This is a genomic window from Pseudodesulfovibrio tunisiensis (assembly GCF_022809775.1).
GTDB classification, from domain to species: domain Bacteria; phylum Desulfobacterota; class Desulfovibrionia; order Desulfovibrionales; family Desulfovibrionaceae; genus Pseudodesulfovibrio; species Pseudodesulfovibrio tunisiensis.
Genome location: NZ_CP094380.1, coordinates 17,938 through 34,862, shown reverse-complemented (window position 1 = coordinate 34,862; position 16,925 = coordinate 17,938). Strand labels below are relative to the sequence as shown.

Genomic DNA, 16,925 nt, shown 5'->3' with positions numbered 1-16,925 from the left:
TGCTACCGCGTCAATTCCTGTTCAGCTTCAGGAGCAAGCCCAAGAGCTTCACGCTGTAGCAGCATGTACATCTGATTGGCGACTTTCAAGTTCTCCTTGCGTTGCCTCAGAATATTTTTCTCCGAAACCGCCGAGGACGCCTTGAGACGATTGGTCAATCTGGCCGTATGGGACTTGGCGAACTCACGGAAGGCATCCAGTGGCAGCCCAGCCTGCTTGCGCTTCGAAGAATAGGTGACAGCAGCCTGAGTATACGCATTGTGGTCACGTACCAGCTGCAGGGTTGCCGAGGCCTCCGCGATCTGCTGCAGGGCTGGCTTGATGCTGTTGATCATCTCGGGAGCATTGGCATATGTCGCCAACTCCTGTTGCAGAGTGACCTTTTCCGCAAGCAGAATGAGCCGTGGATCCCGGACTGCTCCGAGATCCTTCAGAACTTTCAGCGTAGACTGGAGGCCAGCTTGATATTCCTTGGCTTCGGGCGTGTTTTCCTTCTGGTCAAAGGCTTCCCAATCTGAAGCTATCTTTGCGATATATCTATCGAGCAATCCAATCCTTTCCATGGCTTGCCTCGATTTCTGATAAATTCCAATCGCCTTGAATCAAGTATTCGGGACCGAATTCATCCTTCATGAACTGGGCAAGGTGCAGCGGCAGCGGCAGTTTACGCCGCAGACGATCCGCTTCATCCTTGTCGCCTCTCTCTTCGGCAAGCCGAGCAGCCCGAAGAATCTGGAACTTTTCTTCCCTAGTCAAAATAGCCATCTTTTCCTCCACTGAGTGAGCTTTCAGGCTACATGTATTTGCAAAATCGCACAACACACGTTCAACGGCAGTTCCCCATTCGGTCCCGAACCATCTCCCTCGCAATCTCGCAGAATCTCCTGTTGGGGCGCTTTTCGTCAGGCTGGTTCATCAGGTTGGCAAACCATTCGTAATCAAAGTCTATCTTCTTCCTGAAGATTTCCCTTTTCCCTTCCGAGATCACCAGTTCCATGCTTTCCTTCAGGCTGTTGTTTGCGTCACGGGACTGGCGGTGTTTGGTGATCCAGAAACGAGGCTCGACGAAGGATTTCGACTGCAACTGATTGTCCGCAGTGAAATGCACGCTGGGGCAGGCTTCGCAGATTGCCGCGCGCAGATCCTCGTCGGGGATGATCTTTCCGTACAGATCCTGACCGTGGGACATGTACCAGAATATCCAGGGGACATTGACCGGACTGGCTCCGGTGTATCGATAGCCTTCACCTCCCAGATAGGTGTCCAGCATGCTCCTGGCCAAGGCCCTGGACATGCTGATCCCGGTCTGTTTCATGAACAGATAGGCAATCTGGTCGAAGTAGTCGCACAGAATGGTCAGAATTCGATTTTCGCGGGCATCGTTTGGCTGCCGTCTTGATTCCCTTGAAAGATTGCCTTGCGGATGCGCCAGCGAGCAGCAGTCGAACGCTTCCTGATCATGGTCGGCCAGCCCTGCCACATCATGCGGATAATGCTTGGCATAGGGCTTCGGCGAATGCTTCAACTTCCTGTACAGCCCAATTATCTGAATGGGATTGTTGCAATCCGGACAAATAGCGTATTGCACGTCTTCACCCTTCCTGTTTGACTGATAGTACGGATCATTTTTCCTCGTGGAGGCCTCGAAGTCGTTCCTGTTCAAGGGCCTCCACGCCATATCTTCAGCAGACAGCTTGCAGGCGTTCATCAGCTACTCTCGTTTGTCGTACTTCCACAGTTCCTTCAGGCCGTGCCGACCTTTGACCTGAATCCACCACTCGTCCGGAAGGGACGGGACATTGCCTTCGGCTTCAGCTGCTTTAAGACAATATAGAACTGTGCGCAAGCCTACGGAAAACTGATGATGGTTGTCCTGCATGGCAAAGATCATTTCCTCACCGCAGGACTGGCAAAGCACCTGTTCGTGTCCTTCCGGCTCCGTGGCCACCCTGTTCGACAGTATGTTTTCGTGATCCATGATTGCACTCCGTGAAGAAACGGGGAGGGTCTCCCCTCCCCGTCATGTTACAGGCCGAGTCCCAGGGCCTGAGTCTGTTCCTGCTTCAGTTCCTGAAAACGCTCCAGGAATCGATCCCTGACCTCCTGCCACGGCATGGGCCTGATCGCCATGTCCTTGGGCGGCGGGGGCAGCTCCGGACGCTTGGCAAGGTCGGGCCATTTGACCACCTGAAGCATTTCCGCTGCCATGACGGCCTGATCCGCCTTCTTGATGATCTTCGGGCGCGGGAAGGTGATTTCGAAACGCTTGCAGATGGCCTTCATCACGTTGCCCTCGATGCGGCGGTAGTCCGGCAGCATGCTCTTGAGCGGCGACACCACGTCACCGAGATAGGCTTCGGTGGCGTCGTGCAGCAGGCCCTGAAGCCTGTATTCCCGAGGCAGCGCCTGTGCCACGAGCAGGCTGTGCTGGCCGACCGAATACGGGAAATGGCCGGCACCATTGTAGCGGTCGAGCTTGGACAGATGATGCGCTATGTCCCGGATGTCGATCTGCGCCGGATCCGGGTTGGCCAGATCAAGATCCCGGCCGGTGTAGGTTCGTACGATGCTCATGGAATTCTCCTGTTTGTCGTTCCGCAACGCCTGTTGAATCACATGTTCATTGCCATGTCAGGCGCTTCGCGCATGGCGTCCCTTGCCATGTCCAGAACCGGAGCCAGCTGCTTGCGCACGGCATTCAGTCCGCGCGAGGCATGCAGGTCGTTGAAGTCGGTGCGCTTTTCCAGCTTTTCGCTGGCCGTGAACTCGGGCACGGCCACCAGACCGCCCACGGCGCGCGCGGCTGCCTCGGCCTTGGTCACGCCCGGGTTGCCGGGCTGGCCGTGGTCGTTGTCCGCCAGAATGACCATGGAGCGGCCCGGGTATCTGGCCTGCAGCGCCTTGGCCACATGCTCCAGATTTCCGGCATCGAAGGCCGCGTGCACGGGCAGGCCCGTGGCCATGTGCACGCTGGCGGCCGTGGCATAGCCCTCGGCAATGAGAATGGGCGTGCGCTCGTCCTCCATTTTTGCCGGATCGATGGTGTGGAATGTGCCGGTCTTGCGGGAACCGCGAACGAAGAACTTTCCGTCCCTGCTCACGGTCTGCAGGGTGTGGATATGCCCGTCCACGTCGCGGCCGGGGATGAGCAGATCCCCCTTGTCGTCCACCTTGACGCCGTAGCCGAACACGCCCTTCCGCGCGAGGTACGGCTGACTCTGATGCGCCCAGCCCGGGGCATTCACCCATCGGGCATAGGCGGTTTTCGAGGCCTGCTCATGCTGCTTGTCCAGCGCTTCCCTGCGAGCCTGCCGGGATTGTTCCGCCTCGATGCGCAGCCTTGCCTTTTCCTCGGCAGAGAGCTTGTGACCCGAGGCTTTCCAGTTGCCCTTGTCCCCGGTCCTGTGGTTCTGGTAGAACCCGGCAGGATGTCCGTCGAGGTGGCCGACGTAGGCCCCGTCACGCGAGCCGGGTTTTCCCTCCAGAAGCGGCACACGGTGAAGCTGCCCGTCCATTGCGGGCAATTCCCCCTGGAGATCGAGTCCGGCTTCACGGAGCGCCTCGCCGAACTCCCGTTCCGGCGGCATGGCCGGGGACTGCGCAGGTTGTTTCTCAGGCACCCATTGCGCAAGCCCGGCCATGTCCACCCCGGTCGGTGCAAACCAGAGCCGCGCCTTGCGGTCCCAGCGTGCGCCGGCCTTTTTCGCGGCATCCTTCTCCTCGTACGGCACCACGAGATACGTCTTTTCCTGCGCCGGACTTGCCGCGCGTTCCGGTTCCCTTGCCCTGTCCGGCTTTTCCATGGCCTTGCCCTTTTCCAGATTCATGCAGTAATCCTTGATTTTCTCCGCATCCCGGCAGGCGCGGACGATTTCAAAGGGATCCTGTTCCAGAGCCTTGATCCAGCTGCCCACATACGCGGCGTGCTGGCTCGGGTCATGCCCGAGTCCCAGTTCCCCGCCGAGCATCCATGATCCGATTTCGGCGCGCAGTTCCTCGCGTGCATAGACCTCTGACCCGAACGGCCCGGACTCGCGGTCCAGACGCGATTCATGCCCGGTCCAGTGCCCCAGCTCGTGCAGGGCCGTGGCATAGTAGTCGCCGGAATCCCTGAACGCCCCCCTGGGCGGCAGGTGGATTTCATCCGAACTCGGCCGGTAGAAGGCGCGCTTGCGCTGATCATGCGTCAACCTTGCGCCGGAATTCTTCAGGATGGCCTCGGCCCGTTCATCGGGATTCCAGCTGATGTCGCGGCCGTCCCATGGCGGGATGCCCTCCACGTCCGCAGCATGAAAGACCCGAGAAAACCGAATCATGGGCCGGTTCAACCGGACGGACTGCATTTGCCGATTCCCGTCCTCGTCCAGAACCGGGCTGCCCTTGTCGTCCTGCGCGGGCACATCCCTGGAAAACTGCCAGTAGACAACGGGCCGGGACTTGGAGCCCTTCCTGATCCTCCAGCCGTTGGCATTGGCCTGCCGAAGCGTCAGGAAACGGGGATCGGCATAGTCCTCGCTGCCGAGCATGACGTGGTTGATGCCGCGATACACCGTGCCGGACACGGGATTGAACGGCGGATGATACTCGCCCGGCTCCCACGGCCTGATCCACGGGGCCGTGCCCTGTCTGAGCTGATCGATGATCTGTTCCGCGAACTGCTCGTGAAACGGTTTGCGTTCCCTTGTCATGACCGCCTCCTAGAATTCGAGCTGCATGTCGTCTTCCGGAAACTCGTCCAGAGACGCTTCCAGAGCCTCTTCCTCGGTGAGCGCGTCTTCGGGAAACGCGCCCATGAACTCGGCCACGTCCGGATCCACCTCGATGGCGGCGTTCGGAACCTCGGACAGATCGCGGTCGATCTGCCGGGCTGCCGCGACCAGATAGTCCATGTAGCCGGTACCGCTCAGGTCGATTGCCTCAGTCATCGCAATTCTCCTTGCTGAAGATGAACACAGGCACGGCCCGCTTCAGGCGGGCCATGTCCACCAGACCGAAATAGCGCCCGTCGAATCCGTCCGGATGGTCGGACAGCACAAGGGCCTTGCCCTGCGGCACGGTCGGGGGCGCGGGAAAAACGGGAAGCGGCCTGCCCATGCGATCGGTCGGGCGAGGCCGGGAATCCGGGACAATGCGGCCGTTCACGATCACGCCGTGGTTCGTGACCAGAATCCGGTCTCCGGGCAGGGCGGCGATGCGCTTGAGCAGGGGCCGGGGATACGTGCCGAGATAGCCGCGTTCGCGGGCAATGCGGCGATAGGGACCGGTCAGGGAAAAGCTCACGCAGTCGCCATGCCGCAGACGGCCCGGCTCCAGCCGGTACACGCCCACGGGCATGGACTGCGTGGGATTCAGACGCAGGCCCGCACCGTAGGCGCTGAGCACGATCACGGTCAGGGTCAGGATCGGGATGAGCAGGTTGAGCACGAAGCGCATCACTCGCCCTCCCCGGCTTCGGGAGAGGCCACGTTTTTGCGCCAGTAGCTCCTGCGCCAGAGATTGCGGGCCGTGTCACTGGTCGGCAGCACGCAGGCCTGTCCGTCGATGCGCTCAAGGTCCTCGGGAGACTGGGCGGCCAGCCATTCGGCATAGCCGGGCGCGTCCTGCGCCTCGGGCTTCTGCTCCGCGCGTTCGAGGCGGGTGCGGATTTCCCGGGCCTGCCGACTGGCTTCGAGATCGGCACGGGCACGCATCAGGGCGAGCTTTTCCGGCGACACATATGCATCCAGACGGCGATAGGTGCCGTTGAGCTTGAGCGTGGAGAACAGGTAGCTGGCCACGCCCTTGCGCGTGCTCGGGAATTTGTTGCCGGCCAGTTCCCATTCCGCGGAATGCAGCGAACCCTGAATGTCCTCCAGAGGCTCGCCGGCTTCGCTTCTGGCGTTCACGATCTGGCGTATCTGGTCCGGACCGAACCCATGGGAAAGCAGGTTCGGCCACACGGCCTGAAAGTCGTCACGGGTCAGACCGAGCAGCCGCCTTTCCCAGACAGATAGATCTTCTTTCTGTCTATCTAAAAGAGAGGCAGGCTGATACCGATCACCATTGGTATCACGCTGACCGCTGTTTTCCCCTGTGACCGTTGGGCGGCAACGGTTTCCCCTGTCCTGCGGATAACGATCACCATTGGTATCCGGATACCGGTCATGATTGGTATCCTGATCGGTATCAACCTGGTCATGATACCAATCAGGTTTGGTATCATGACCGGATGGATACCGATCAGCATTGGTATCAGCCGCTGAACGGATCGCCATCCAGGACGCGGCAGGCACGCGCACCAGCACGCCGTGACGCGGGCCGCGCGGATGGGTCAGCTTGCTGAAGAGTCCGGTTTCCGAGCCGCGCGACAGAGTGCGGCGGGCCGTGATTTCACTGCACCCGGCCTTGTACGCCATGCGGCTGACAATCATGGAGATTTCATCCTGTCCCTCCCCTTCAAGCACCAGCACGCCAAGCACGCGCCGGGCAGCCGGGGACAGGGTGGCCAGAAACCGGCCCGAGGCAGTGGCGCGGTCCGCTGAAACGGCACGTTCCCGCACCGGATGCGGATACTGATCACCATTGGTATCAGGCGCGGCCTGATAGTGATCACCATTGGTATCAGCCAGCAGGCCGTATTCCGTCCGGAACAGGTGCAGAAAGGTTTCGCATCGATGGCGATGCGGGGTCACGATCATGCCGTGCCGCCTGCCTGCCGGGTTCACGGACCGGGAAAAGAGCTGCTCCGCCTCGCCCCGGGCCAGATGGCGCAGCACGCTCAGCCGGGAGCATTTCGCAGGCCCGGCAAGGGCCGACACCACCAGTGCGGCGGGCGCGTCCAGATTCGGCAGGGATTCGAGCAGCGCGCCGATCACGCGGCGGCCTGTCCGGGACAGCCGATGGTAGAACCGGGAAATGTCCTGCCGCATGATGGGCGGCACATGCTCGATGGAAACGGGATCCGGATACCGGTCAGCTCTGGTATCAGCCTGAACCGGAACGGCTGGAACGCATGGGGACATCATTCCTCCACCTCCTTCTCGTGGGCGAACAGGGACAGGACGCGGCCGGCAGGACGCACAGGATCATGGCCGTTGGCAACGCGCCGCACCACGGGGCATGGAGCCGGAGCCGCCACGCGGGATTCCGGCACCCAGCCCTGACCGTGGCAGACCGGGCAGTCCGGACGGCCCACCTTGTCGGTCTGGAAGTACATGCGCCACTGCCGGCACTTGTGATCCGGACACGGCACATAGGGCTGATCATCGGGCAGCCGGCGCAGGGGCAGCATCTGCTCGATGGTCTCCATGACAAGACGGCGGTCGCACTGCTTCAGATCATTCAGATAGGAACGCGTCATAGCTTTCCTCCTCGGGCATGGAGCCGGGATCCGGGGCAAGGGAATCGGACACGGGCGGCGCGTCCATGCGGGCGCGGCGGGCAAACTCGCGGTCCAGAAAGTAGAGGATCTGGCGGCCGTACACGGGCCGGAATCCGGCAGGGAAAATCAGCATGTCGCCGGAACTCACGATGTCGCCCTGCGCGTTCTTTCGCGGGCCGGGCAGACGCATGCATTCGTCCGGAGTGAGCAGAGGCCGGGCCACTTCGGTAAAGCTCACGTTGGCCCGGTTCAGACGGCCGGAGCGGTTGCCGGACACGGACGTCTTCTTGTGCACCACCGTGGTCTTGCCCGACATCTTGGACAGTTCCTCGGCGGTCTCCATCTTGTTGGGCGCATAGGCCACGCGGATGTGGCAGTTGCTCATGATGCTTTCCTCCCGCGTGTATGCGCCGCGCAGCTGGCTCAGATCCTGAACGATAAGATAGGCCTTGAGCCCGTACCCGGCCATGAAGGCCAGACTGCGTTCGAAGATTTCCAGACGGCCCAGCGACGTGAACTCGTCCATCATGAGCAGCAGCCTGTGATTGTATCCGGCCTTTGCCCGGCCGTTCTCGAACTCCATGGACTCGGTGAGCCGACGGAAGATGAGGTTGGCCATGAGCCGGATGAGCGGCCGCAGGCGGTCGATGTCGGATGGCCGGATCACCAGATACAGGGACACGGGCGCGTCATGGTTCATGAGGTCGATGATGCGGAAATCGCAGGCCGAGGTGTTCCATGCCACGACCGGATCACGGTAGAGCGCGAGGTTGGCCACGGCCGTGGAAGCCACGCCGGAGAACTCGTTGGGAGCCTTGTTCTTCATCTCCCGCGCAGCCGAACCGATGAACTCGTGCACCTTGTTCCAGGCGCCCTCGTCCTCCTCGCCTGCCGGGAATATCCGGCCGAGCACTTCGGCATGATCCACCTCAAGCATCTCGTTGATGACTTCGTTCAGTTCCTTGTCCGGATCGGCCAGCATCACGGACAGGTCGTTCAGGGTGGCCTCGCGGTCCTGCTCGCCGCGAATCAGGATCAGGCAGTGCAGCACGGCTCCGGACAGGAAGGAAAACGCGGCCTTGTTCCAGTAGTCCTTGAGCCCCTTTCCCTCGGGATCCACGAGCATGGACGCCACGTTCTGGGCGTCCGGAATCGCGGAATGCCCTTCCAGCCGAATTTCGGCCAGCGGATTGAACCGGGCCGCGCCATGCCGGGCCGTGGGATCGAAGCGCAGCACCACATGGCCCTGACTCTTGCGCCAGCCCGAGGTCAGCGCCCAGTTCTCGCCCTTGATGTCCAGAATGAACGCGCTGTCCGGCCAGCTCAGGAGCGTGGGCAGGACAAGACCCACTCCCTTGCCCGAACGCGTCGGGGCAAAGACCAGCACATGTTCCGGCCCGTTGTGGCGCAGATAGGTCAGGTCGCGGCCCTGCTGCCAGCCGCCCACGTACACGCCCTCGCCCGAGAGCAGCCCGGCGTTCCGGATGTCCTCTTCCGTGGCCCAGCCAGCCGTGCCGTGCACGTCCTCCTCGCCTTTGGGCTGACGCAGGAACAGATGCCAGATGCCGTAGAACACGAGCTGGGGCAGCACGAAGAGCGCCTGCGCCATGTTCGTGATCGGATCCAGCACCTCGGACAGGGTGTTGAGATTCTCCCACCAGCCCACGATGGACCAGGGCCAGTAGAACCGGCCCCAGACCGGATCGCCGAGCCATGCCTGATAATCCAGCAGCCCGGCCACGCGCTGGGTGGCGTAGCCCAGAGACACCAGACCGGATATCCCGGCCAGCAGGAACGGCAGAAGCCAGCGAAGACTTCTCTTGCCCTGCCTTCTGCCCAGACCGTAGCTACTCGGCATGATCCGCCCCCATGAGCCGTTCCCGGGTTTCCTGCGTGATGGTCGCGTCGTGCCGGAACGGCTTTGCCGCCTCCGGAGCAGGTTCGGCCGGAGCGTCCCTGTGCCTGAGCACGGTCACGGCCTCGGCCACGGTGTCCACGCCGATGCGCTCCACGCCCTGACTGTCCGTGTATTCCGAGATGCTCAGCTTGCCGCGCACCAGCACGCAGGTGCCCTTGGCCAGCCGTTCGGCCAGAGACCTGGCCAGTCGTTCCCGGAACACGATCACGCGATGCCACGTCACGCTTTCCCGCCATTCGCCGGTGGCCTTGTCCACATGGCCATCGTTGGTGGCCAGACTGAACACGGCCATGGTCCTGCCGCTGCGCGTGGTGCGAAGCTCGACGCCGTTGCCGGTGTAGCCGACGAGAAGTTGCAGATTCAGGGACATGATTACCTCCATGGTCTGTAGGGTTGGTCGAACACGATGTCCTTGGTGACCACCATGTTGAAGCGGTATCCGGGTTCGATGTTCAGTTCGGGCTTGATCTGCATGTTGCGCTGCAGCAGGCCGAGGGAGGCCTGACCGAGCTGGCTGGCCAGTGCCGATCCCATCTCGTCCTGCAGGCTCGGGGAATCGTCCTCGTCCGAGGAGTGGTCGAGGTTGTCCATGCCGTAGGCCATGCCCCCGGAAATCAGGCTCATTATGGCGGCGGACCCGAATATCTTCAGATAGTGGTTGTCCACTTCGCCCCGGAATCCGGCCAGCCCGGCCATGTCCGCACCGGGCATGGCACCCAGCGAGATGGACGAGCCGTCCGGGAACAGAATCCGGTTCCACGCCACGAGCAGCCGGGTCTGGCCCATGGCAACGCGCGAATCATAGAGACCGTACAGCCGCGCACCCTGCGGGATCAGCAGATGCTCGCCCGAGGCCGTGTCGAACACATGCCCCGACACCTGAGCGATCAGGCTGCCCGGAAGATCCGAATTGATGCCCGTGAGCATGAGCGCGGGAATCACGGTTCCGGTCTTGAGTTCCATGGCATTGCCCGGAGCGCGGCGGTGCGCCAGCGTCCACTGGGAATCGGGTCGGGCGCGGGAGCTCAGGAATTCCTCCTTTTCCACGCGCTCGTCCGGTCCCTGCGTTGCAGGCATGGCCATGCCGTTCATGTCCGGCACGGGATGCCTGTCGCGCACGCTCTGCCCGGCACTTCCGGCCCGCACGGCCGAAGCTGCCTGCGAATGCGGACGACGAACGCTGGCAGGCACGTTCACCCGCAGCGGAGCGGCCAGCGCCTTTTCCAATGCGCGCACCCGCTTCTTGCGCAGGGCGTCCAGCTCGCGCTGCCGGGCCGTGTATTCGGGCGTCGGTTTGGGCGTATGGATCACGTTGACCAGAGGCGGCTTTTCCCCGGTCTCGGCCGGTTTCGGAGCCTCGGGCTCGGGTTCGGGCCGGGCCAGGCCCCTGGCCGGGGCATCTTCCACGGCCAGAGGTCTGGGATCCGGAGCCGGGGCAGCCTGTTCGGCCCGGGCGCGGTCACGCTTGTCCCTGTCCGTGGACACATGCACGGAATGGATCATCACGCCCACGACCAGCCCGACGGCCAGCAGCACCAGATACAGGGGGAGTCCTGCCGAAACGGGCCACGTCGATCCGGGGCCGCCGCGTCAGGGACTGGGGACTGTTGTCAGCCATGACAGGTCGCCCCTACTTCGTGCATTTTATGCATCCGAAGTTTTTGTTCTGCAGAATAGGAGAAGAGGTGCCCATCATGACCCGAACGTATCCGGGGGCGCAGGAATACGCGGTATAGTAGCCGCCGCTTCCGCCATCCCGATAGGATCGCGAAACCAGCACCTTTGGATCACCCCATACGCCGGTGTTTTCGCAAAACCCACCAGCGACTTCCACTTCCTGTCCCCCAATCTTGGCCTTCACCACGTTTCCAGGCTTGAACGCCGTGGAATCGTCAGCCATGCACGGCAGGGACAGGACCAGCATCAGACCGGCCAGAATCAGAAACCAGGACACTTTCATGATACGTCTCCTCTAGTTGCAGGTTGCAAACACCATGACCCGGCCGAAGTCCGGACCGGGATGTATCCAGCCCGCGTCCTTGTCCGTGGTCAGCACGCGCAGATGCACGCGCCAGTCGTCGCCTTCGTCCGTGGCCCATGCCTGAACCGCGACAAGGGAACTGGCGTCCGCGCCCTGAGCCACGATGGACGGGGCAACGAAAATTCGGGGTTCCGCATCCGTGCCCGGCGGGCAGATCGGCTTGGGCACGAGCTCGCCGTCCACGGCAATGGTCGAACCCGACAGCAGCGCGGAATTGCCGGTATCCGCCACCACGCGCGGCTTGCCGTCCCGGCACACGTACAGGCCGTGATTTCTGTCCAGAAACACGCGTCCCTCGCGACTCGGATCCGCGCAGAAGCCTGCGCCGCCCATTTCCATGAGGTCGTGCGGCTCGAACTGGAGTTCGGACACGCCGCGAATCGCGTGATCGGTCATGTCCAGTTCCGTGGACATCTCATTGAGTTCGGGCTTGCCGGGCACGGCCACGCGGTACAGGAAATCCTGATCCAGATCCTGACCGTCCATGGAGGCCACGGCCCCGAGATGCCCGGGCCCGGGATTGGGAATGCTGGTGCCGGACAGGGGCACGGACCACGCTCCGAACGAACCGCGCAGCTCTGCCGTGCTCTGGCCCGGCAGATCGCCGGACGGCACGTAGCCGCCCTGCCCGCCGGCCAGTGCGGCAGTGGACGGAACCACCACGTTGGAAAACCGGCGACCGGTGCGCGAGCCGCCATAGGTCAGAACCACGGGAACCAGCCTGCCCGGGGCGGGCTGCAGCACGAACACGCCGTAGGTCTGGCCCCATGCGTTGCGGGGCAGGAATCCGTGCGGCAGATGCGGGGAAAGCTGGGCCATGGTCACACGCGCGGCCCGGGAGGCCGTGGCCGAGGCCTGAAGCGTGTCCCGGTGCTCGCGCACATACTCTCCGGCCGCCCGGGAAACGCCCTGCAGGTGCGTGGCGACCGACCGCTTCCGCACCTCGTCCATGCCCATGTCCCACAGCCGGGCCAGCCCCGGCAGCAGAATGAGCAGCAGGGTCACTGCGCCAAGGGCCTCGAACAGGATGCCGCCCGATCTGGAAGAGTCCGCTCGCATCATTGCACCTCGACAACGCTGACCACGCACCCGGACGGAATGAACGCAGGCCGGGCATCGTGGTCGTCCAGCACCGCCACGCTGCCGCGCAGCAGGGAACGCACTTCCGCGATTTCCGCGCCCGAGGCCGGGCCGTACACGTAGCAGTTGCCGCCGTGCATCCGATTCTTCCACGCGCGCATCGGCAGCCAGCCGTCCGGCAGTTCCAGAACGCCGGACGACACGGAACCGGCAGCGCCGGGATGGGTCAGCACATGGCTGAACACCGCGTTGCGGTAGACCGCGTAATTCACGGCCACGGCCCGGGCCTGTTCCCGGTCGGTCTCCGCCTGGGGCTGCACGGCCGCAAACATGGCCATGACGCCGAGGCACAAGGTCAGAACGGTCATGGTCTTCATGCCCTGCCTCCGAATGTGAGTCTGTTGAGTTGTTCGCGCATGTCGTCTTCCAGAGACCGCAGGTCACCGGACCGCAGCTTGGCGCGCATGGCCTTGCTCCGGTTCGAGAACTCCAGCAGCAGGAACTGGGGAACGCTCAGGCGCGGCCCGTTGTCCGGGGTCGGGGTGAGCCGCTGATGCACCACGGCCAGCAGGCTCTGGGACAGATTGTGGGCCGCTGCCTCGCCGTCGAGTTCCCGGGCAAGGGTCAGCAGCCGGTCCAGCGCCGCGATCAGGTCCAGACCGTGGATCGTGGCCACCACGAGCTGACGGTCCGAGCCAAGGGCCGCGCGCAGGGTCTGGGCCGCTGCGTGCCGGGTGCGGATTTCGCCCACAAGAATGATGTCCGGCGACGCAAAGCGGTGCGCCTGCTCGATGGCCAGAGCCAGCCCGGTTTCGTCCTCAAGCTCGGACTGGAAGCAGAAGCCGTGCTGGCCATGTCTGCCGTCCAGCGGCATTTCCGCAGGGCTTTCAAAGGTCACGGCATGCCCGCCGAACTCGGCCAGTCTGGACGCGACCAGAGAGGCCGCCGTGGTGCTCTTGCCCGAGGCCTGCGCCCCGGAAATCAGGATCAGTCCCTTCTGCCGTTCCCGGGCCGAGAACCATGAGGCCAGTCCGGACGGCAGACCGAGCGAGGCGAATTCCGGCACGCTTTCGGGCATGCGCCGCAGGAAGAACGTGCGGCCGCCAAGCCCTTCCAGCGAGGCAACGCGCCAGCTGACCCCGCCGAGCTCCAGCCGGAACGCGGCTCTGGGATCCGCCTGCCACGCCTCGAGCGCGGCCCGGCCGGCAGCAAGGGCTTCGTCCCGCAGATCGCCGGGACACGCGGCAAGCCCCTGCCCCGGTCCGGCCTTGAGAAACGGACGTCCGTCCGGGGAAACAACCAGATCCGAATAGCGCTGCATGGTCATGCCCGCCCCTAGTTCGACGTGAACGCCACGGTATTGGTGTCCGCCACCTGCGCCGAAACAGCGGAAACCATGTTGCCGGACGATCCCACGCTCGTGCTGTTCACGGACACGTCCACCCACGAGCCGGTCTGGTACGTGGCCAGCTTCACGGCCGCGTCCTTGGGAACACCGGCAAAGCTGATCACGAACGTGCTGGTGTCGGACCCGGCGGTAATCGTGACCGCGCCGTTCCAGGCGTTCTTCACGGTGCCGTCCGACCTGATCATGGTGGTGGGCACCACTCCCGCCCGCACCGCAAGGTCCGTGTCCAGTCCCGAATAGTCGCCAGAGCCCGCATACAGCTGCTTGACCTGCAGCCGGAGCGAGGAAAGGGACTGCTCGGCCGACGACAGATTGCTGCTCCTGAACAGGAAGGCGATCAGGATTCCGGCTGCCGCGAGCATGACCAGATAGAAGATGATGCCGGACATGGATTCCGCGAGAATGAACCCGCTCTTGCCTTCGAACCGACCGGAACAATGCAGATGCCTCATGACAAACTCCTTAGAAGGCCATGGACTGGCCAAGCTGTTGTTGAAGAGAGGACACGGCCAGCCCCACGTTCACGAGCAGGACCAGAATGCCGAGAAAGCACGCCGTGTTCAGGATGCGGGCCTGAGCCGCGATTTTGCGCTGTCCGGCTTCGAGCCACTGGGAGGCGATCCGGGTCAGCCGCCGGTCGAAGTCGGGCAGCGTGGCATAGATCAGGATGTCTTCCACCAGCTCGGGATCGGGAAAGCCGTAGCCGGCCTCGTACAGGGCCGTGCCGAAATCCCGGCCCAGACGCAGGCCTGCGCTGATCGCGCGCACCCGCTCCCGCAGCCACGCCCGGGTGCCGGGCCGAGCCGCCATCTCGTCCAGAGCCGTGCTCAGCTGAATGCCCGCATTCATCATGGCCGCCACGGTGAACAGCCACATGGAGCCCACGATGAGCCGGTGGAACGACCACGGCGGAACGCGGTCCAGAACCCGGCGGACCGGGCCCGTGAAATGGGGAAGCGTGATCAGGGAAACCGCAAAGCCCAGAACCAGCACGCCGAAAACCGCAATGCCGGCAGGCGAATCCACGAACCGGGATACGCGGTAGAGGTTGCCTGCTCCGCCGGTCCATGCCTCGGGATTGCTGAGCAATGCGAGCTGGGGGACCACGTAGCGGCTCACCACCAGCAGGATCGCCAGCAGCAGGCCGAGCAGCAGCCCGGGATATGCCACGGCGGAAACCACGCCCGAGACAATGGCGCGCCGTGCACGCAGCAGGCCGGCGCACCGATCCAGAGCCGAAGGCAGCTCGCCCGCGTCCAGACCGCTCCTGACCAGCATGACCTCCTCGCCCGGGATGAACCGGGCCAGAGCCTGATCAAGGGAATCGCCCTGATTCAGCCGGGCCAGCACCTCGCGCAGCACCGGAGCCAGCGGATTCCTCCGCCGCTCCATGCGTTCGGCCAGAGTGCCCAGACTCGTCTTGAGGCCCAGCCCGTTGCCGATCATGGCTTCGAGCCGGTCATACAGCTGCTCGCGTGCGCCCGCGCCCAGAAACACCCGGGCCAGAATCAGATTCCTGTCCATCACTGCCCCCGGGTGCTGGCCCCGGCCAGCTGGTCGAGTTCCACGCCGGTGAGCAGGTCGTCCTCGATGGCCTTGGCAAAGTTCAGGGGCACGCCCAGACGCATTTCCGTGGTGCGCGGATCGGCCACGCCCTGTTCGATCAGGGCGATGGCGTGATCCACGAAGGACTGGCCGCTCTGCTCGTGATGCCAGTGCCGAATGGCCTCCTCCATGTTGCCGGCGCGCAGATGCGCCAGCATGGTGCGGTCCGTGGCCACCACCTCGGCCGCCACGGTCAGGCCGGAAAATCCCATGTGGCCGCACGCGTCGCATCCCGGGCCGCGCACGTACACGTTGCCCATGCGGCCCGGATCGACCGTGCGGAACAGCCGGTTCAGCACGGGCTCGGGCAGCACGCTCTGGCGCAGTTCGTCGTCCTCGGGCATGGCGGCCACCTGATGCACGGACAGCTTGCAGTGCGGGCACAGGGTCGGGACCAGACGTTGATGCACCAGCCCGGCCAGCACAGTGTAGTCGCAGAGATAGCCCAGCGGATCCGGGCAGTGCGCCTCGCGCAGCAGGGACACCATGCGCTGGATGATGCCGAACGCGGAATTCGCGTGAATCGTGGTCCATACGCCATGCCCGGTCTGGGCCGCGTCCACTGCGGCAAACGCGGCTTCCGGAAACCGGATTTCGCCCACCATCAGGGTATCCGGATCCGAACGCATGGCCCCGGCAATGGCATTGCGGTATTCGCGGCCGCGCGACGCGTCCTCGTCCCCGTTGGTGCGCACCCGGGTCTGACGCACGCGTTCCAGCGGATATTCCGGCGGATCCTCGATGGACATGAACGACTTTTCCGGGTTCTCCCGGGCCATGCACTCCATGACATGCTTCAGGGCCGTACTCTTGCCCGAGCCCGTGGGACCGGAAAACAGGACCAGCCCGGACCGCTGGGACAGGAATTCCAGCCGCCGCACATGCCGCTCGGAATATCCGAGCTGATGCAGCCGCTCGCCCAGCCTGCCCGTGGCATTGGTCTTGTCGTACAGCAGGCGCATGGCCAGAAACGTGCCGGTGCCGCCCTCGGCCAGCGGGCATTCCAGCGGCTCGGTGTGCAGCCGCACGGAATGCACGTCCGCAGGCAGGAAATCCCGGCTCACGATGCGACCGTCCTGACGTTCGCTCGGGCTGAACTGGGCGTCCGCGCTCGTGCTCATGGTCTGGTAGATGCACCGGATCAGGGCGCGGCCCTGATCGCCCATGAGCTGCCGCACGGGCTGAAGCATGGTCAGCCGCCGGAACTGGATGGTCGCGAACGGCCCGTGATCCTCGATATGGATGTCGGACGCGCCCGACTCGAACGCGTCGCGGATCAGGGTCACGGCCAGTTCCTGCACCTCGCTTTCCGTGCGCGAGGTCACGGAGCGGGACAGCAGCTTCTGGAACTCCTCGGCAGGCACGGTCCGATGCTCGGTCAGTCCCTTGCGTCCGGCATAGGAGAGAAACGAGAGCATGTCGGCGGTCATGGTGACTTCCGAGGAAATGAAGATCGTGCCGTTGTCCACGAGCACGCGGCCTTTCAACGTATCGGGAATGTTCGAGGTCATGG

Annotated in this window: 20 protein-coding genes; all 20 read right to left on the bottom strand. The window is 63.6% G+C overall.

All coding sequences use genetic code 11. The features are described 5' to 3' along the window. Positions 1-2: 2 nt before the first annotated feature. Positions 3-563 carry a hypothetical protein gene (locus tag MPN23_RS00210; protein WP_243545468.1) on the bottom strand — a complete coding sequence of 187 codons (561 nt, stop codon included), beginning with the start codon at positions 561-563 and terminating at the stop codon, positions 3-5. Further along, positions 538-765 carry a hypothetical protein gene (locus tag MPN23_RS00205; RefSeq protein WP_243545467.1) on the bottom strand — a complete coding sequence of 76 codons (228 nt, stop codon included), beginning with the start codon at positions 763-765 and terminating at the stop codon, positions 538-540. Before MPN23_RS00205 ends, MPN23_RS00210 begins: the two co-directional genes overlap by 26 nt. A gap of 61 nt (positions 766-826) precedes the next feature. Continuing rightward, on the bottom strand, positions 827-1,588 hold the full coding sequence (locus MPN23_RS00200; protein ID WP_243545466.1) for a hypothetical protein: 762 nt from the start codon (positions 1,586-1,588) through the stop codon (positions 827-829). Between the two features lie 123 nt (positions 1,589-1,711). Continuing rightward, on the bottom strand, positions 1,712-1,978 hold the full coding sequence (locus tag MPN23_RS00195) for an XRE family transcriptional regulator (RefSeq protein WP_243545465.1): 267 nt from the start codon (positions 1,976-1,978) through the stop codon (positions 1,712-1,714). 47 nt (positions 1,979-2,025) lie between these two features. Then, the gene (locus MPN23_RS00190) at positions 2,026-2,574 is read right to left on the bottom strand and encodes a hypothetical protein (RefSeq protein ID WP_243545464.1); all 549 of its coding nucleotides are present in this window, start codon (positions 2,572-2,574) and stop codon (positions 2,026-2,028) included. 38 nt (positions 2,575-2,612) lie between these two features. Further along, positions 2,613-4,688 carry a zincin-like metallopeptidase domain-containing protein gene (locus MPN23_RS00185; protein WP_243545463.1) on the bottom strand — a complete coding sequence of 692 codons (2,076 nt, stop codon included), beginning with the start codon at positions 4,686-4,688 and terminating at the stop codon, positions 2,613-2,615. Positions 4,689-4,697: 9 nt separating this feature from the next. Then, positions 4,698-4,925, bottom strand: coding sequence for a hypothetical protein (locus MPN23_RS00180; protein ID WP_243545462.1), 228 nt, complete (start codon positions 4,923-4,925; stop codon positions 4,698-4,700). Continuing rightward, positions 4,918-5,433 (bottom strand): conjugative transfer signal peptidase TraF, encoded by a 516-nt coding sequence (gene traF / locus MPN23_RS00175; RefSeq protein WP_243545461.1) that lies wholly within the window; start codon positions 5,431-5,433, stop codon positions 4,918-4,920. Before traF ends, MPN23_RS00180 begins: the two co-directional genes overlap by 8 nt. Next, a complete protein-coding gene (locus MPN23_RS00170; protein ID WP_243545460.1) occupies positions 5,433-7,004 on the bottom strand; it encodes a hypothetical protein in 1,572 nt (523 codons plus the stop codon). The genes traF and MPN23_RS00170 overlap by 1 nt, the downstream gene beginning before the upstream one ends. Continuing rightward, entirely contained in the window at positions 7,001-7,339 is a 339-nt protein-coding gene (locus MPN23_RS00165; protein ID WP_243545459.1) for a hypothetical protein, read from the bottom strand. Before MPN23_RS00165 ends, MPN23_RS00170 begins: the two co-directional genes overlap by 4 nt. Continuing rightward, positions 7,317-9,218 (bottom strand): type IV secretory system conjugative DNA transfer family protein, encoded by a 1,902-nt coding sequence (locus tag MPN23_RS00160; RefSeq protein ID WP_243545458.1) that lies wholly within the window; start codon positions 9,216-9,218, stop codon positions 7,317-7,319. Before MPN23_RS00160 ends, MPN23_RS00165 begins: the two co-directional genes overlap by 23 nt. Then, positions 9,208-9,648, bottom strand: a complete 441-nt coding sequence (locus MPN23_RS00155; protein WP_243545457.1) for a single-stranded DNA-binding protein — start codon at positions 9,646-9,648, stop codon at positions 9,208-9,210. The genes MPN23_RS00160 and MPN23_RS00155 overlap by 11 nt, the downstream gene beginning before the upstream one ends. A gap of 2 nt (positions 9,649-9,650) precedes the next feature. Continuing rightward, positions 9,651-10,814: a TrbI/VirB10 family protein gene (locus tag MPN23_RS00150; RefSeq protein WP_243545456.1), complete on the bottom strand. Its 1,164-nt coding sequence runs from the start codon at positions 10,812-10,814 to the stop codon at positions 9,651-9,653. A 94-nt stretch (positions 10,815-10,908) separates the two neighbouring features. Continuing rightward, complete coding sequence (locus tag MPN23_RS00145; protein WP_243545455.1) at positions 10,909-11,238, bottom strand: hypothetical protein; 330 nt, start codon at positions 11,236-11,238, stop codon at positions 10,909-10,911. Positions 11,239-11,250: 12 nt separating this feature from the next. Further along, on the bottom strand, positions 11,251-12,381 hold the full coding sequence (gene pilV, locus MPN23_RS00140) for a shufflon system plasmid conjugative transfer pilus tip adhesin PilV (protein ID WP_243545454.1): 1,131 nt from the start codon (positions 12,379-12,381) through the stop codon (positions 11,251-11,253). Further along, positions 12,378-12,776 carry a type IV pilus biogenesis protein PilM gene (gene pilM, locus MPN23_RS00135; protein WP_243545453.1) on the bottom strand — a complete coding sequence of 133 codons (399 nt, stop codon included), beginning with the start codon at positions 12,774-12,776 and terminating at the stop codon, positions 12,378-12,380. The genes pilV and pilM overlap by 4 nt, the downstream gene beginning before the upstream one ends. Then, positions 12,773-13,726 (bottom strand): ATPase, T2SS/T4P/T4SS family, encoded by a 954-nt coding sequence (locus MPN23_RS00130; RefSeq protein ID WP_243545452.1) that lies wholly within the window; start codon positions 13,724-13,726, stop codon positions 12,773-12,775. Before MPN23_RS00130 ends, pilM begins: the two co-directional genes overlap by 4 nt. Positions 13,727-13,734: 8 nt before the next feature. Beyond that, on the bottom strand, positions 13,735-14,259 hold the full coding sequence (locus tag MPN23_RS00125; protein WP_243545451.1) for a type 4 pilus major pilin: 525 nt from the start codon (positions 14,257-14,259) through the stop codon (positions 13,735-13,737). Between the two features lie 10 nt (positions 14,260-14,269). Beyond that, entirely contained in the window at positions 14,270-15,331 is a 1,062-nt protein-coding gene (locus tag MPN23_RS00120; RefSeq protein WP_243545450.1) for a type II secretion system F family protein, read from the bottom strand. Continuing rightward, a complete protein-coding gene (locus MPN23_RS00115) occupies positions 15,331-16,923 on the bottom strand; it encodes a GspE/PulE family protein (protein ID WP_243545449.1) in 1,593 nt (530 codons plus the stop codon). Before MPN23_RS00115 ends, MPN23_RS00120 begins: the two co-directional genes overlap by 1 nt. Positions 16,924-16,925 lie beyond the last annotated feature (2 nt).

Bases quoted from the DNA above. Each gene is read 5' to 3' on its own strand.
- MPN23_RS00210 (WP_243545468.1), bottom strand. From the start codon at position 563: ATGGAAAGGATTGGATTGCTCGATAGATATATCGCAAAGATAGCTTCA.
- MPN23_RS00205 (WP_243545467.1), bottom strand. From the start codon at position 765: ATGGCTATTTTGACTAGGGAAGAAAAGTTCCAGATTCTTCGGGCTGCT.
- MPN23_RS00195 (WP_243545465.1), bottom strand. From the start codon at position 1,978: ATGGATCACGAAAACATACTGTCGAACAGGGTGGCCACGGAGCCGGAA.
- MPN23_RS00190 (WP_243545464.1), bottom strand. From the start codon at position 2,574: ATGAGCATCGTACGAACCTACACCGGCCGGGATCTTGATCTGGCCAAC.
- MPN23_RS00185 (WP_243545463.1), bottom strand. From the start codon at position 4,688: ATGACAAGGGAACGCAAACCGTTTCACGAGCAGTTCGCGGAACAGATC.
- MPN23_RS00180 (WP_243545462.1), bottom strand. From the start codon at position 4,925: ATGACTGAGGCAATCGACCTGAGCGGTACCGGCTACATGGACTATCTG.
- traF (WP_243545461.1), bottom strand. From the start codon at position 5,433: ATGCGCTTCGTGCTCAACCTGCTCATCCCGATCCTGACCCTGACCGTG.
- MPN23_RS00170 (WP_243545460.1), bottom strand. From the start codon at position 7,004: ATGATGTCCCCATGCGTTCCAGCCGTTCCGGTTCAGGCTGATACCAGA.
- MPN23_RS00165 (WP_243545459.1), bottom strand. From the start codon at position 7,339: ATGACGCGTTCCTATCTGAATGATCTGAAGCAGTGCGACCGCCGTCTT.
- MPN23_RS00160 (WP_243545458.1), bottom strand. From the start codon at position 9,218: ATGCCGAGTAGCTACGGTCTGGGCAGAAGGCAGGGCAAGAGAAGTCTT.
- MPN23_RS00155 (WP_243545457.1), bottom strand. From the start codon at position 9,648: ATGTCCCTGAATCTGCAACTTCTCGTCGGCTACACCGGCAACGGCGTC.
- MPN23_RS00145 (WP_243545455.1), bottom strand. From the start codon at position 11,238: ATGAAAGTGTCCTGGTTTCTGATTCTGGCCGGTCTGATGCTGGTCCTG.
- pilV (WP_243545454.1), bottom strand. From the start codon at position 12,381: ATGATGCGAGCGGACTCTTCCAGATCGGGCGGCATCCTGTTCGAGGCC.
- pilM (WP_243545453.1), bottom strand. From the start codon at position 12,776: ATGAAGACCATGACCGTTCTGACCTTGTGCCTCGGCGTCATGGCCATG.
- MPN23_RS00130 (WP_243545452.1), bottom strand. From the start codon at position 13,726: ATGACCATGCAGCGCTATTCGGATCTGGTTGTTTCCCCGGACGGACGT.
- MPN23_RS00125 (WP_243545451.1), bottom strand. From the start codon at position 14,259: ATGAGGCATCTGCATTGTTCCGGTCGGTTCGAAGGCAAGAGCGGGTTC.
- MPN23_RS00120 (WP_243545450.1), bottom strand. From the start codon at position 15,331: ATGGACAGGAATCTGATTCTGGCCCGGGTGTTTCTGGGCGCGGGCGCA.
- MPN23_RS00115 (WP_243545449.1), bottom strand. From the start codon at position 16,923: ATGACCTCGAACATTCCCGATACGTTGAAAGGCCGCGTGCTCGTGGAC.